The organism is Streptomyces ficellus (assembly GCF_009739905.1).
In the GTDB taxonomy this organism is placed as follows: domain Bacteria; phylum Actinomycetota; class Actinomycetes; order Streptomycetales; family Streptomycetaceae; genus Streptomyces; species Streptomyces ficellus_A.
The window spans coordinates 3,712,305-3,726,214 of sequence record NZ_CP034279.1 but is presented as its reverse complement, the minus strand read 5'-3'; the positions used below and the strand labels follow the sequence as shown (position 1 = coordinate 3,726,214).

12 protein-coding genes are annotated in these 13,910 nt (G+C 73.0%); 11 read left to right on the top strand and 1 reads right to left on the bottom strand.

Annotated elements, in window-relative coordinates; genetic code table 11:
- Positions 1-58 precede the first annotated feature (58 nt).
- On the top strand, positions 59-1,579 hold the full coding sequence (locus EIZ62_RS16505; protein ID WP_156696438.1) for a PP2C family protein-serine/threonine phosphatase: 1,521 nt from the start codon (positions 59-61) through the stop codon (positions 1,577-1,579).
- Between the two features lie 124 nt (positions 1,580-1,703).
- Entirely contained in the window at positions 1,704-3,194 is a 1,491-nt protein-coding gene (locus tag EIZ62_RS16500) for an aminopeptidase P family protein (RefSeq protein ID WP_156693429.1), read from the top strand.
- A gap of 62 nt (positions 3,195-3,256) precedes the next feature.
- On the opposite strand, the gene EIZ62_RS16495 is transcribed toward EIZ62_RS16500, so the two are convergent.
- On the bottom strand, positions 3,257-3,709 hold the full coding sequence (locus EIZ62_RS16495) for an ATP-binding protein (RefSeq protein ID WP_156693428.1): 453 nt from the start codon (positions 3,707-3,709) through the stop codon (positions 3,257-3,259).
- 234 nt (positions 3,710-3,943) lie between these two features.
- On the opposite strand from EIZ62_RS16495, the gene EIZ62_RS16490 reads away from it, so the two are divergent.
- The 9 genes from EIZ62_RS16490 (at position 3,944) to EIZ62_RS16450 (ending at position 13,826) form a co-directional block, all read left to right on the top strand.
- Positions 3,944-4,735 (top strand): hypothetical protein, encoded by a 792-nt coding sequence (locus EIZ62_RS16490; RefSeq protein WP_156693427.1) that lies wholly within the window; start codon positions 3,944-3,946, stop codon positions 4,733-4,735.
- A 99-nt stretch (positions 4,736-4,834) separates the two neighbouring features.
- The gene (locus EIZ62_RS16485; protein WP_156693426.1) at positions 4,835-5,572 is read left to right on the top strand and encodes a YcnI family copper-binding membrane protein; all 738 of its coding nucleotides are present in this window, start codon (positions 4,835-4,837) and stop codon (positions 5,570-5,572) included.
- Positions 5,573-5,629: 57 nt separating this feature from the next.
- Positions 5,630-6,328 (top strand): SCO family protein, encoded by a 699-nt coding sequence (locus EIZ62_RS16480; RefSeq protein WP_156693425.1) that lies wholly within the window; start codon positions 5,630-5,632, stop codon positions 6,326-6,328.
- A gap of 71 nt (positions 6,329-6,399) precedes the next feature.
- On the top strand, positions 6,400-6,819 hold the full coding sequence (locus EIZ62_RS16475) for a copper chaperone PCu(A)C (RefSeq protein ID WP_156696437.1): 420 nt from the start codon (positions 6,400-6,402) through the stop codon (positions 6,817-6,819).
- 21 nt (positions 6,820-6,840) lie between these two features.
- Positions 6,841-8,817: a copper resistance CopC/CopD family protein gene (locus EIZ62_RS16470; RefSeq protein ID WP_156693424.1), complete on the top strand. Its 1,977-nt coding sequence runs from the start codon at positions 6,841-6,843 to the stop codon at positions 8,815-8,817.
- Positions 8,818-8,819: 2 nt separating this feature from the next.
- Complete coding sequence (efeB, locus tag EIZ62_RS16465) at positions 8,820-10,067, top strand: iron uptake transporter deferrochelatase/peroxidase subunit (protein WP_156693423.1); 1,248 nt, start codon at positions 8,820-8,822, stop codon at positions 10,065-10,067.
- Between the two features lie 139 nt (positions 10,068-10,206).
- Positions 10,207-11,142 (top strand): prephenate dehydratase, encoded by a 936-nt coding sequence (gene pheA, locus EIZ62_RS16460; RefSeq protein WP_156693422.1) that lies wholly within the window; start codon positions 10,207-10,209, stop codon positions 11,140-11,142.
- A 603-nt stretch (positions 11,143-11,745) separates the two neighbouring features.
- Complete coding sequence (serS, locus tag EIZ62_RS16455; protein ID WP_156693421.1) at positions 11,746-13,023, top strand: serine--tRNA ligase; 1,278 nt, start codon at positions 11,746-11,748, stop codon at positions 13,021-13,023.
- On the top strand, positions 13,020-13,826 hold the full coding sequence (locus EIZ62_RS16450) for an HAD family hydrolase (protein WP_156693420.1): 807 nt from the start codon (positions 13,020-13,022) through the stop codon (positions 13,824-13,826). The genes serS and EIZ62_RS16450 overlap by 4 nt, the downstream gene beginning before the upstream one ends.
- Positions 13,827-13,910: the final 84 nt, after the last annotated feature.

The window sequence follows — 13,910 nt, the reverse complement described above, 5'->3', positions numbered from 1 at the left end:
GGAGCATTTTTGAGCCAAGTTGCGGCTCAGGTAAATACCGCACGCTTGCCCCGTGACAATGCTGGACATCCCCTCACTTCTGCGTGTAGATGTGGTTGCAGTGACAGCGGCGCAGATTGACATGGGGGTTTGCGATGCTATCCAGCGAAACGCACCCGTCGAAGAGCCGGCTGCCATGAGCGCCCCTCACCTGCCGAAAGTGGCTGGAATCGATCCCACTGTTCCGGCGCCCGCGCACACTGCGGAGCCCCTTGCGGGCCTCCCGACCCCACCCGTCGCGCCGGGCGCGATGATCCAGGACAGGCTGGCGGGCTGGGTCTCCGACCTCACCACCCTGCACGAACTCACCGAACGCCTCGTCCGCACCGGCACCCTCGACGAGGCCCTCCAGGAACTGCTGCGCGCCGGCGCCGCGCTCGTCGGCGCCCGCCGCGGCATGGCCGTCCTCGAACCGGCCGACGGCCTCGGGCCCACCACCACCATGGGACTGGGCCTCGCCCACGCCGACCTCGGCACCATCGAGACCGTGCCGCGCGGCGCCACCTCCTACGGCCGCATCCTCGACGGCCTCCCCGGCGAGCCCCTCTCCGGTGCGCCGTCCGAGCGCCGCCCGCCCGCCCCGGTCGCCGTCCCCGACCTGTTCGCCGACGAGGGCCTCGACCCGCGCCACCGCGAGGTCGCCGCCCGCCTCGGCTACGCCGCCAGCTACGCCGTACCGCTCGCCACCGACGCGTCCGGCCGGCTGGGCGCCGCCGTCTGGCTGTACGACGAGCCCGCCGAACCCGGCGAGGGACGGCGCCACCTCGTCGGCCTCTACGGGCGGTACGCCTCCGAGCACCTGGCCCGGCTCCTGGAGCTGGAGCGCGGCCGCGCCCGGATGGCCACCATCACCGAGGAGTTGCTGCCGAGCCGGCTGCCGCGCGTCCCGGGCGTCCGGCTCGCCGCCCGGCACCGCACCGGAGCGCGGGGCGGCGGCGACTGGTACGACGCGCTGCCGCTGCCGGAGGGCGCGCTGGGCCTCGCGGTCGGGTCGGTGTCCGGGACGGGGCCGAGCGCGCTGGCCGCCATGGGGCGGCTGCGGGCCTCGCTGCGCGCGTACGCCGTGATGGAGGGCGAGGACCCGGTCGCCGTCCTGTCCGACCTGGAGCTGCTGCTGCGGCTGACCGAGCCGGCCCGGTCGGCGACCGCGCTGTTCGCGTACGCCGAGCCCGCCCACCGCAGGATCGTCCTCGCCGGGGCGGGGCACACCCCGCCGCTGATCGTCGGCGAGCGGCGCACCGAGTTCGTCGAGACGTCGCTGTCGGCGCCGCTGGGGATGCTCGCGTGCTGGGAGGCGCCGAGCGTGGAGATCACCCCGGAGCCGGGCGAGACGGTGCTCCTGCACACGGACGGGCTGCTGCGCCGTACCGGGGAGTCGATGGACCGGGCGTTCGCCCGGCTGCACGCGGCGGCGGTCACGGTCCCCAGGGCGGACCGGAAGGACCCGGGCGCCATCGCCGACCACGTGCTGCGCACCCTGCTGCCGGACGGCGGCACCGGCGACGAGGACGTGGTGATCCTGGCGGCCCGCTTCGACTGACCGGGGCGGGACGTAAGGCCCTGGGGAGGCGGACCGCACGACCGTACGATGGGGGCGGCACCCCTGCTCGACCACAGTCGAGAGCGCGGGGACATCGTGTGTCGTACCAACAGGAGGCGGACCCGTGGCCGAAGAGCTCACCCCGGCTGCAATCGACTCTGCTGCTGCCGCAGCGGGCCCGGAAGAGTCGGAAGAGCCGATCAAGCAGCGCAAGAACGGCCTGTACCCGGGCGTGTCCGACGAGCTCGCCGAGAACATGAAGTCCGGCTGGGCCGACACCGAGCTGCACGGCCTGGAGCCGATCCCGCAGGCGGCGCACACCGCCGCCCGCCGCGCGGCGCTGTCGGCGCGCTTCCCCGGCGAGCGCCTGGTGATCCCCTCGGGCAACCTGAGGACCCGGTCCAACGACACCGAGTACGCCTTCCGCCCCTCCACGGAGTACGCCTACCTCACCGGCGACCACACCCACGACAGCGTGCTGGTGCTGGAGCCGGCGAAGGCCGGCGGCCACCGGGCGACGGTCTACCTGCTGCCGCGCTCCGACCGGGAGAACGGCGAGTTCTGGCTGGACGGGCAGGGCGAGCTGTGGGTGGGCCGGCGCCACTCCCTCGCCGAGGCCGAGCAGCTGCTCGGCATCCCGGCCAAGGACGTGCGCGAGCTGCCCGCCGCGCTCGCCGAGGCCACCGGCCCGGTGCGCAACGTGCGCGGCCACGACGCGGGCATCGAGGCGGCCCTGACCGACAAGGTCACCGCCGAGCGCGACGAGGAACTGCGGGTGTACCTCTCCGAGGCGCGCCTGGTGAAGGACGACTTCGAGGTCGGCGAGCTCCAGCGCGCCTGCGACTCGACCGCGCGCGGCTTCGAGGACGTCGTACGCGTCCTGGACAAGGCCGAGGCGACCAGCGAGCGGTACATCGAGGGCACCTTCTTCCTGCGCGCCCGCGTCGAGGGCAACGACATCGGCTACGGCTCGATCTGCGCGGCCGGCCCGCACGCCACGACCCTGCACTGGGTGCGCAACGACGGCGCCGTCCGCTCCGGTGAGCTGCTGCTGCTGGACGCCGGCGTGGAGACGACGACGCTCTACACGGCGGACGTCACCCGCACCCTGCCGATCAACGGCCGCTTCAGCGACCTCCAGCGCCAGATCTACGACGCGGTGTACGACGCCCAGGAGGCGGGCATCGCGGCGGTGAGGCCGGGCGCCCGGTACCGCGACTTCCACGACGCCGCGCAGCGGGTGCTGACCGAGCGGCTGGTGTCGTGGGGCCTGCTGGGGGACATGGACGTGGAGAAGGTCCTGGAACTGGGCCTCCAGCGCCGCTGGACCCTGCACGGCACGGGTCACATGCTGGGCATGGACGTCCACGACTGCGCGGCCGCGCGGACCGAGACGTACGTGGACGGCGTGCTGGAGCCGGGCATGTGCCTGACCGTCGAGCCGGGCCTGTACTTCCAGGCGGACGACCTGACCGTGCCGGAGGAGTACCGGGGCATCGGCGTCCGGATCGAGGACGACATCCTGGTCACGGAGGACGGCAACCGGAACCTGTCGGCCGCGCTGCCGCGCCGGTCGGACGAGGTCGAGGCGTGGATGGCCGGCCTGAGGGGCTGACCCCGCGGAGTGTGACGGGCCCCTCGCCGGTACGCCGGCGGGGGGCCTTCGTCACGGGTGCGTCAGGACGCCACCAGCGGGGCGTCCGTACGCCACTTGACGATCTTGTCGAAGCTGACGACCGCGCCGCCGCGGCCCGATCTGTTGCCGAAGTGGACGTGGTCGGCGAGCTCTTCGATGAGGCGCAGGCCGCGTCCGTTCTCGGCCTCCAGGGCGGGGCGGCGGACCGCCGGGGCGGGTCCCGCGGGGAAGCCGGGCCCGGAGTCGGCCACTTCGATGCGGCACTTCTCGCCGTCCAGGTAGGCGGTCACCCGGTACTCCGCCGAGACGTCCCCGGTCTCCGTCCGGCCGCCGTGCTCCACCGCGTTGGCGCACGCCTCGGTGAGGGCGAGGGACAGGTCGTAGGAGATCTCCGGGTCGACGCCCGCGGTCTCCATGGTGCCGAGGAGGAGGCGTCGGGCGAGCGGGACGCTCGCGGCCTCGCGCCGCAAATGGAGAGACCACCAGATGCTCATGCTCCAGCCTCCTGGCTGCGGCTCGACATACCGTTACGTATTGCCCCCGCCTGTCGGTCGTAAGCGCCGCGTTGACGCGACGGACCCCGTTCGGCGGATATGCGTAGCCCGTACGCCGGTGTATGTCGGTGTGTGTCGGGTTCTGTCGGGGCCTTGCGGACTCCGGCGGCGAAACGGTGACCTTCCGGACCTGCCGTGTGGCGGCGAGGGCCGCAGTGCGATGATGGCCCGGCCATGTCTGCCCCTTCCGCTGGTCCGCGGCTGCTGAGGGCCGCGGTGTTCACCGCGGTCTGCCTCGTGCTGTCCGCGCTGGGGCACGTGCTCGCGGCCTGCGAGACGGTCCCGTGGTGGACGACGGCCCTCGGGTTCCTCTTCGTCTTCGTGCTCACCGTGCCCTTCGCCGGGCGCGAACGCTCGCTCCCGGTGATCGCCACGGCCCTGGCCGGCGGCCAGCTCGGGCTGCACGCGCTGTTCGGGCTCGGACAGCGACAGCAGCTCACGGTGGATATCGGCGGCCGGGCGGACGACGCACTGATCCGAATGGCGGCCAAACTGGTGTGCGGGGCCGGCGCGTCGTCGCTGAGCCCCGCCGACGCGCACCGGATCGTCACCCGCGCCGGGATCGACCCGGCCGCCGCCTCGCCGGTGGGCCACGCGGGCCATCCGGGCCACGCGGCGGAACCCGCCGCCGGGCTGCTGCCCAGCCTCCCCATGGTCCTCGGGCACCTGCTGGCCGCCCTCGCGACCGGGTGGCTGCTGCGGCGCGGCGACCTCGCCCTGCTGAAGCTGGCCCGGCTGTCGGCGCACGGCGCCACCGAGGTCGCCGAAGGGGCGCTCGTCCGCGCCCTGCGCGGCGCCCTCGTCCTCGTACGCGCCCTGGCCGCCGGACTGCCCGCGCTGCCCGCGGGCGGACCCGCGCCGCGCACCGAGGACGACCCTCCGCCGCCGGCCTCGGCGGACGCACTCGCGCACACGGTGATCAGGCGCGGCCCGCCGGCCGTATTGCTCTACGCCCTCGCCGCCTGACACGGCCCACTCGACGGGAGTGGCGCCGTGGTGCGCCCGCGCGTCCCCGCGCCCGTGCGCACGCGTCCACCGATGTGACCCCGTGGAGTGTGCTCCCAAATGAACCTTTCCTCCCGTGTCGCCCTCGCCGGCACCGTCGCCGTCTCCTCCGTCGTCCTGCTCTCCGGGACCGCGTTCGCCCACGTCAGCGTCCAGCCGCAGGGCGAGGCCGCCAAGGGCGGGTACGCCACCGTGAACTTCAAGGTCCCGAACGAGCGGGACAAGGCCTCCACCGTGAAGCTCGAGGTCTCGCTGCCGGCCGCCCACCCGATCGCGTCCGTCTCCACCCAGCCGCTCCCCGGCTGGAAGGCCGAGGTCACCAAGGCCAAGCTGGCCAAGCCGCTGGAGGTGCACGGGAAGCAGATCACCGAGGCCGCCACCAAGATCACCTGGACGTCGACCGGCGCCAAGATCGCGCCCGGTGAGTTCCAGCAGTTCACGGTCTCGCTGGGCCGGCTCCCCGAGGACGCCGACCGGCTCGTCTTCAAGGCCCTCCAGACGTACGACAACAAGGAGGTCGTGCGCTGGATCGAGGAGCCCAAGGACGGCGCTCCCGAGCCCGCGACCCCCGCGCCCGTCCTGAAGCTGTCCGCGGCGTCGGACGACCACCACGGCGGTGCCACTACCACCGCGGACGGCAAGGGCGAGGACAAGGGCGGCCACGGTACGGAGGGGAAGACCGCGGCCGCGGCCGACTCCAGTGACACCACCGCCCGGGTCCTCGGCGTCGCGGGCATCCTCGTCGGCGCCGCCGGCGTGGCCTTCGGCGTCCTGGCCGGACGCCGCCGCTCCGCCTGACGACCTCCCCGGAACACCCGGAACACCCGGACCACCCGGAACACCGAGAGAGAAACCATGCACATCCAGAAGACCGGCGGACGGTCCCGGTCGGGTCGCCGCACCGGCGCGCTCGCGGCCGCCCTCGTCGCCGTATCGGCGCTGACCCTGTCGGCGTGCGGCGGCGGGGACAAGGACACGTCCGGCGGCTCCGTCGCGGACGTGTCCGGCGGCGCCCCGGCGGAGAAGTCCGCCACCGTGCTCGACCGGCCGTTCGAGAAGCCCAACCTCGTCCTGAAGGACACCCAGGGCCGGCCGTACGACCTGCGGGAGCGCACCAAGGGCAAGCCGACGCTCATCTACTTCGGCTACACGCACTGCCCCGACGTGTGCCCGCTGACGATGAGCAACATCGCCGTGGCCCGCAAGGAACTCCCCAAGGCCGACCAGGACAAGCTCCAGGTCGTGTTCGTCACGACCGACCCCGAGCGGGACACCTCCGCCGAGCTCGCCAAGTGGCTGCCCGGCGCCGGTGACGCGTCCTTCACCGGCCTCACCGGCGACTTCCCCACGATCCAGGCGGGCGCCCGCCAGATCGGCATCTCCATCGACCCGCCGAAGAAGGAGAAGGACGGCTCGGTCGTCTCCATGCACGGCGCACAGGTGATCGCGTTCTCGCCCAAGACCGACCAGGGCTACGTCATCTTCGACGACGACACCACCGCCGAGGAGTACGAGAAGGACCTGCCGAAGATCATCAAGGGGGAGAACCCGTGACCCGCCGCACCACCCGCCACACCCGCACCACCCTCACCGCCCTGTCCGCCGCCGTGGCCCTCGCCGGGACCATGGCGCTCGGCGGGTGCTCCTCCGGCGACTCCGACTCCGGATCCGCCGCCGAACCGGAGCTGAAGGTCGGCGGGGCCTTCATGCCGCAGCCGGTGGGCGACATGGCGGGCGGCTTCATGACCGTCACCAACACCGGTGACGCGGCGGACAAGCTCACCTCCGTCACCAGCCCGCTCTCCGACGACGTCCAGATCCACGAGACGAAGGACCAGAAGATGCGGCAGGTGAAGTCCTTCGACATCCCTGCCAACGGTGAGCTGAAGCTCGAACGCGGCGGCAGCCACATCATGTTCATGGGGATCAAGAAGCAGCCGAAGCAGGGCGACAAGGTGCGGATAGAGCTGCACTTCGAGAAGTCGGACCCGATCGAGGTAGACCTCCCCGTGGAGGCCGCCACGCACAATCCGGCGAAGCACTAGGCAGTTGGGGGACTGACACACATGACGGCCACCGCCCCGCGCTTCGGGACCGCTCACGCACTGCGGCTGCTGCTGGTCACCGCGCTGGCCACCGCGGCGCTCCTCGGCACCGTGCTCTCCGGCACGGCGAGCGCGCACGCCGCGCTGACCGGCAGCGACCCGAAGGACGGGGCGGTGCTCGACTCCGCCCCCACGGGTGTCACCCTCACCTTCTCCGAGCAGGTCGCCATGGGCGAGGACGCGATCCGCGTCCTCGAACCCAGCGGCAAGCGCGCCGACACGGGCGAGCTGCGCGACCTGTGCGCCGGCGCGGTCGTCAAGTACGGCGTCGACCTCCACGCCGGGCTCCCCAAGGGCACGTACACCGTCGCCTGGCGGGCCGTCTCCGCCGACAGCCACCCGATCTCCGGGGCGTTCACCTTCTCGGTCGGGGCGCCGTCCCGGACGGTCGTCGCGCTGCCGAAGGAGGAGACGGGCGGCGGTCCGGTCGGCGTGCTGTACGGGATCGCCCGCTACCTCTCCTACGCCGGGTACGTCCTGCTGGCGGGTGGCGCCGCCTTCGTCCTGGCCTGCTGGCCGCGCGGGGCGGCGGTCCGGCCGCTGCAACGGCTGGTGGTGCGCGGGTGGGTGCTGCTGACGGCGGCGACGCTCGCCCTGCTGCTGCTCCGGGCGCCGTACACCGGGGCCGCGTTCGGACTCGACTCGCTCGGCGCGGTCCTGGAGACCAAGACCGGTGCCGCCCTCGTCTCGCGTCTGCTGCTGCTGGGCGCGGCCGCGCTGTTCGTCGCCGTGCTCTTCGGCGCCTACACCAGGCGGGAGGACGAGAGCGAGAAGAAGGACCTGACCTTCGGGCTCGCGATCGGCGGCACGGTCGTCGCGGCCGGCATCGCCGCCACCTGGGCCCTGTCCGAGCACGCCTCGGCCGGCCTCCAGCCGGGCCTCGCGATGCCCGTCGACATCCTGCACCTGCTGGCGATGGCCGCCTGGCTGGGCGGTCTGGCCGCACTGCTGGTGGCGCTGCGCAAGGAGCCGTCGATCGAGGGGACGGCGGTACGCCGCTTCTCCCGCGTCGCGTTCGGCTCGGTGGTCGTGCTGGCCGTGACCGGCGTCTACCAGTCGTGGCGACAGGTCGGCTCCTGGTCGGCGCTGACCGGCACGGCCTACGGCCGGCTGCTGCTGCTGAAGCTGGCGCTGGTCGCCGTCCTGGTCGGGGTGGCGTGGATATCGCGGAGGTGGACGGCCCGACTGGCGGAGACGGCCACGGTCGTGGACGTGGACGGGGACCGGGATCGGGAGACGGCCACGGACGTGGACGGGGACGGGGGTGCGTCGGCGGAGGAGCCGGGGGACGGGGACGGGGACGGGGACGGGGACGGGGGTGCCGGCGAGCCGGTGACCGTGCCCGCCGGCGTACCGCGGGAGCGCGCCGCGCAGCTCGCCCGCCAGCGGGCCGCCCTCGCCACCGCCCGCGCCAGGCGCGCCCGCGACGCCGACCCCGGGCGGGCCGGGCTGCGCCGGTCGGTGCTCGCCGAGGCGGGCGTGGCGGTGGTGCTGCTGGCCGTGACGACCGTGCTGACGACGACCGAACCGGGGCGTACCGAGGAGGAGGCGGGCCGTACGCAGGCATCCGCGGCCCAGGCCGCCGTGCCGGACCGGCCGCTCGACCTGACCATGCCCTTCGACACCGGTGGCGCCGTGAACGGCAAGGGGACGGTGCGGCTCACCCTCGACCCGGGCCGCTCCGGCAGGAACGCGATGCACGTGTTCGTGACCGGGGCGAACGGCAAGCCCATGGACGTGCCCGAGCTGAAGGTGTCCTTCACCCTGGAGTCCCAGCAGATCGGGCCGCTGCCCGTCACACCGGACCGGGTCACGGCCGGACACTGGTCGTCGGCCCGCACGCAGCTCCCGATGCCGGGCGAGTGGACGCTCCAGGTGACCGTCCGGACGTCCGACATCGACCAGACCACCATCGACAAGAACGTGAAGATCGGCTGAACGTGAGCACCGAGAACCTCGACATCTCCCGGCGCAGACTGCTCGGAACCGTCGGCGCGGCCGGCGCGACCGGGCTGGCACTGGGCGCGGCCGGGGGCGCCGCGGCGTACGCGGCCACCGCCGGGCCGGCCGAGCCGGCCGGGACGGCGCTGGCGAGCGTCGGCCGGAACACCGTGCCCTTCCACGGCGCCCACCAGGCGGGCATCCTCCAACCGTTGCAGGCGCGCGGCCACCTGATGGCCTTCGACCTGGCGCCGGGCGCCGGACGCAAGGAGGCCATCGCCCTGATGCGCCGCTGGTCCACGGTGGCGGCGGCCCTGATGGCGGGCGAGCCGGTGGGCGACGGGGACACCGGGGTCGCGCTGGACGCGGGGCCCTCGTCCCTGACCGTCACATTCGGCTTCGGTGCCTCGTTCTTCGACCGGACGGGACTGGTGGCACGGCGGCCCGGGGAGCTGGACCCGCTGCCCGCCTTCTCGTCCGACCGGCTGGACCCGCGGCGGTCGGGCGGTGACCTGTGGGTGCAGATCGGCGCCGATGACGCGCTCGTCGCCTTCCACGCGCTGCGCGCCGTGCAGAAGGAGGCGGGCGCCGCCGCCCGGCCGCGCTGGCAGATGAACGGCTTCAACCGCTCGCCGGGCGCCACCGCGCGGCCGATGACGGCCCGCAACCTGATGGGCCAGGTCGACGGCTCGCGCAATCCGAAGCCGTCCGAACCCGACTTCGACGAGCGGATCTTCGTGGCGGCCGGCGGTGAACAGCCGTGGATGGCCGGCGGTTCGTACGCGGTCGTCCGCCGCATCCGGATGCTGCTGGACGACTGGGAGAAGCTGCCGCTGAAGCAGCAGGAGCGGGTCATCGGCCGCCGCAAGTCGGACGGCGCGCCGCTGACGGGCGGCGGTGAGACGTCGGCGATCGACCTGGACCGGACGGGGCCGGACGGGAAGCTCGTCGTCCCCGACAACGCGCACGCCCGGATCTCGGCGCCGGAGCAGAACGGCGGGGCGGCGATGCTGCGGCGCCCGTTCTCGTACCACGACGGGATCGCGGCGGACGGAACGCCGGACGCGGGGCTGCTGTTCATCGCCTGGCAGGCCGACCCGCACCGCGGCTTCGTGCCGGTGCAGCGGAAGCTGGACCGGGGGGACGCGCTGTCGCCGTTCATCCGGCACGAGGCCAGCGCCCTGTTCGCGGTGCCGGGCGGGCCGGGCGAGGGCGAGTACGTGGGACAGCGGCTGCTGGAGGCGTGACCCCGGAGGGGCGGGGTTGCGCGGGGGCGGCAGGGGCCAGGCTCGGCGGGCGGCCGGGAGCGGCGCAGGGCCGAAGGTCAAGCCGGTGGTTGTCGGGAGGCGGGGCCATGGGCGGACGTGGCGCATTAGGGTGACCGGTATGTCGGCCACTCGCTTCACATATCTCGGTCCCGAGGGCACCTTCACGGAGGCCGCCCTGCGTACGCTCCCCGAAGCCGCCACGCGGGAGCTGGTGCCGATGGTCTCCGTGCCCGCGGCGCTGGACGCCGTGCGCAACGGTGAGGCCGCCGCCGCGCTCGTACCGATCGAGAACTCGGTGGAGGGCGGTGTGACGGCGACCCTCGACGAGCTGGCGTCCGGCCGGCCGCTGATGATCTACCGCGAGGTGCTGCTGCCGATCGCGTTCGCGCTGCTGGTGCGGCCGGGCACCAAGCTGTCGGACGTCAAGACGGTCACGGGCCACCCGGTGGCCCAGCCGCAGGTGCGCAACTGGCTGCGGGCGAACCTGCCCGAGGCGGTGTGGGAGTCGGCCGCCTCCAACGCGGACGGTGCGCGGCTGGTGCAGGAGGGCCGTTACGACGCGGCGTTCGCGGGCGAGTTCGCGGCGGTGACGTACGGCCTGGAGGCGCTGGTCACCGAGATCCACGACGCGGAGAACGCGGAGACGCGGTTCGTGCTGGTGGGCCGCCCGGCGCGGCCGGCCGCACCGACGGGGGCGGACAAGACGTCGGTGGTCATCTGGCAGCGCGAGGACCATCCGGGTGCGCTGCTGGAGCTGCTCCAGGAGTTCGCGGCGCGCGGGGTGAACCTGATGCTGCTCCAGTCCCGGCCGACGGGCGCGGGGATCGGCAACTACTGCTTCGCGATCGACGCCGAGGGCCACATCGCGGACCGGCGGGTCGGCGAGGCGCTGATGGGCCTGAAGCGGATCTGCGCGAACGTCCGGTTCCTCGGCTCGTACCCGAGGGCGGGTGCGACGGCCGACGACGTGACGGCGCTGCGGCCGGGGACGTCGGACGAATCCTTCACGGCGGCGTCCGACTGGCTGGCCCGCTGCCAGGACGGCCGGGCCTGAGCCGCCGGGCCTGATCCGTCGTGCCTGACCCGTCGCGCCTGACCGGTCGGCGGCATCCACAGTGGCGTGCGAGTTATCCACAGGGCGGCTTCTCGACCTGGGGACAAGTCGACAACACAACCGGACAGGGTCGACATATCACCACCGTCACCCCATGTGGGGTCGAGTGCGGCAGCACGGCCACGTCACCTCGATGTCACCTCAATTCCGCCGAACAACTCTTTGGAGCGAGAATTTCCCACCCGAAAGAGCGTGTGCTCCGGGTTTGGCCGGGGAATCCAGGGTGATGATTCGGCATTCGGAATGATCAATTCCACGATCCACAAGAGAAGCGCACAGCCTGTGGATAACCCCGGAGGCGACGAGGCCCCTGTGGACAACACCGTCCCGACACCGGGGCCGGTGCCGGACCGGCGCCGGGACGGGTGCCGGGGCAGGCGCCGGGGCGGGCACCGGTGGGCGCCGGTGGGTGCCGGGAATTCCCGGCCCTTTTCCCGGAGCGCCTCCAAAGAGCAATTCCGGCATTACGGTCAAAGCGACACGGCTTACCGCGCCCGGCATATCGGCTGGGTCGGCACAACCCCGCACCGGTAGCCTGGTGGGGTGATTGACCTTCGCCTGCTCCGTGAGGACCCCGACCGTGTTCGCGCCTCCCAGCGCGCCCGTGGAGAGGACGTCGGCCTCGTCGACGCCCTGCTCTCCGCCGATGAGCGGCGCAGGTCGTCCGGCGTCCGCTTCGACGAACTCCGCTCCGAGCAGAAGGCGCTCGGCAAGCTGATCCCCAAGGCCTCCCCGGAGGAGCGCGCGGAGCTGCTGCGGAAGGCCGAGCAGCTGAAGACCGACGTCAAGGCCGCCGACGCCGCCCAGCACGAGGCGGATGAGGAGACCAAGCAGCTGCTGATGCGGCTCGGCAACATCGTCCACGGCGACGTGCCGGTGGGCGGCGAGGAGGACTTCGTCGTCCTGGAGACGCACGGCACCGTCCGTGACTTCGGCGCCGAGGGCTTCGAGCCCAAGGACCACCTCGAACTCGGCGAGGCGCTGGGCGCCATCGACGTCGAGCGCGCCGCCAAGGTGTCCGGCTCGCGCTTCTACTACCTGACGGGCGTCGGCGCGCTGCTGGAGCTCGCGCTGGTCAACGCCGCGATCGCCCAGGCGACGGAGGCCGGGTTCGTCCCGATGCTGACGCCCACGCTGGTCCGCCCGCGCGCCATGGAGGGCACCGGCTTCCTCGGCCAGGCCGCCGAGAACGTGTACCACCTGGAGAAGGACGACTACTACCTGGTCGGTACGTCCGAGGTGCCGCTGGCCGCGTACCACATGGACGAGATCCTCGACGCGGACAAGCTGCCGCTGCGCTACGCCGGCTTCTCACCGTGCTACCGCCGCGAGGCCGGCACGTACGGCAAGGACACCCGGGGCATCTTCCGGGTCCACCAGTTCGACAAGGTGGAGATGTTCTCGTACGTGGCCCCCGAGGACGCCGAGGCCGAGCACAAGCGGCTGCTCGACTGGGAGAAGCAGTGGCTGACGTCCCTGGAGCTGCCGTTCCAGGTGATCGACGTGGCCACCGGTGACCTGGGCGCCTCCGCCTCGCGCAAGTACGACTGCGAGGCCTGGATCCCGACGCAGGGCAAGTACCGCGAGCTGACGTCCGCCTCGAACTGCGACAGCTTCCAGGCGCGGCGGCTGTCGGTGCGGATGCGCGACGGCAAGAAGGTCCAGCCGCTCGCCACCCTCAACGGCACGCTGTGCGCGGTGCCGCGCACGATCGTCGCCCTCCTGGAGAACCACCAGCAGGCCGACGGCTCGGTGCACGTGCCGCCGGTGCTGCGCCCGTACCTCGGTGGCCGGGAAGTCCTGGAGCCGGTCGCCAAGTGACCCCGTTCCCGTACAAGCTGATCGCGACCGACCTCGACGGCACGCTGCTGCGCGCCGACGGGACGGTCTCGCAGCGCACGCGTGACGCGCTCGCCGCCGCGACGGCGGCGGGCGCCGCGCACATCGTCGTCACCGGCCGCGCCGTCCCCTGGACCCGCCACATCCTCGACGACCTCGGCTACGACGGCCTCGCCGTCTGCGGCCAGGGCGCGCAGGTCTACCACGCGGGCGAGCACCGGCTGCTGACGTCGGTGACCCTGGACCGCCAGCTCGCGGGCCTCGCCCTGTCCAAGCTGGAGGCCGAGGTCGGCCCGCTGGCGCTGGCCGCCAGCCGTGACGGCCTCGACGGCGAGGTCCTGGTCGGCCCCGGCTACCGGGTCCAGGAAGGCCCGCTGCCGTACCTCCCCTACGAGGACCCGGCCGACCTGTGGTCCGCCCCGCTCAACAAGGTCTACATCCAGCACCCCGAACTGGACGACGACGCCCTCGCCCTGGCCGCCCGCCGGACGGTCGGCGGCCTCGTGGACGTGGTGATGGCGGGCGCCGGTGTCGTGGAGATCCTGCCGCTCGGCCTCAGCAAGGCGACGGGCCTGTCCCTGGCCGCCCGCCGGCTGGGCGCCAGGGCGACGGACACGATCGCGTTCGGCGACATGCCCAACGACATCCCCATGTTCGCCTGGGCCCGGCACGGCGTCGCCATGGCCAACGCCCACGACGACCTCAAGGCCGTCGCCCACGAGATCACGGCCTCCAACGAATCGGACGGCATCGCGGTCGTCCTGGAGGACCTGCTGCGCGGGTAACCCGCCCTCCCGCCGCCGCTGTGGGCAATCGTGCCGCCGAACGGCCCGCCGCTGTGGGCAATCGTGCCGCCAGGGGCGGCACGG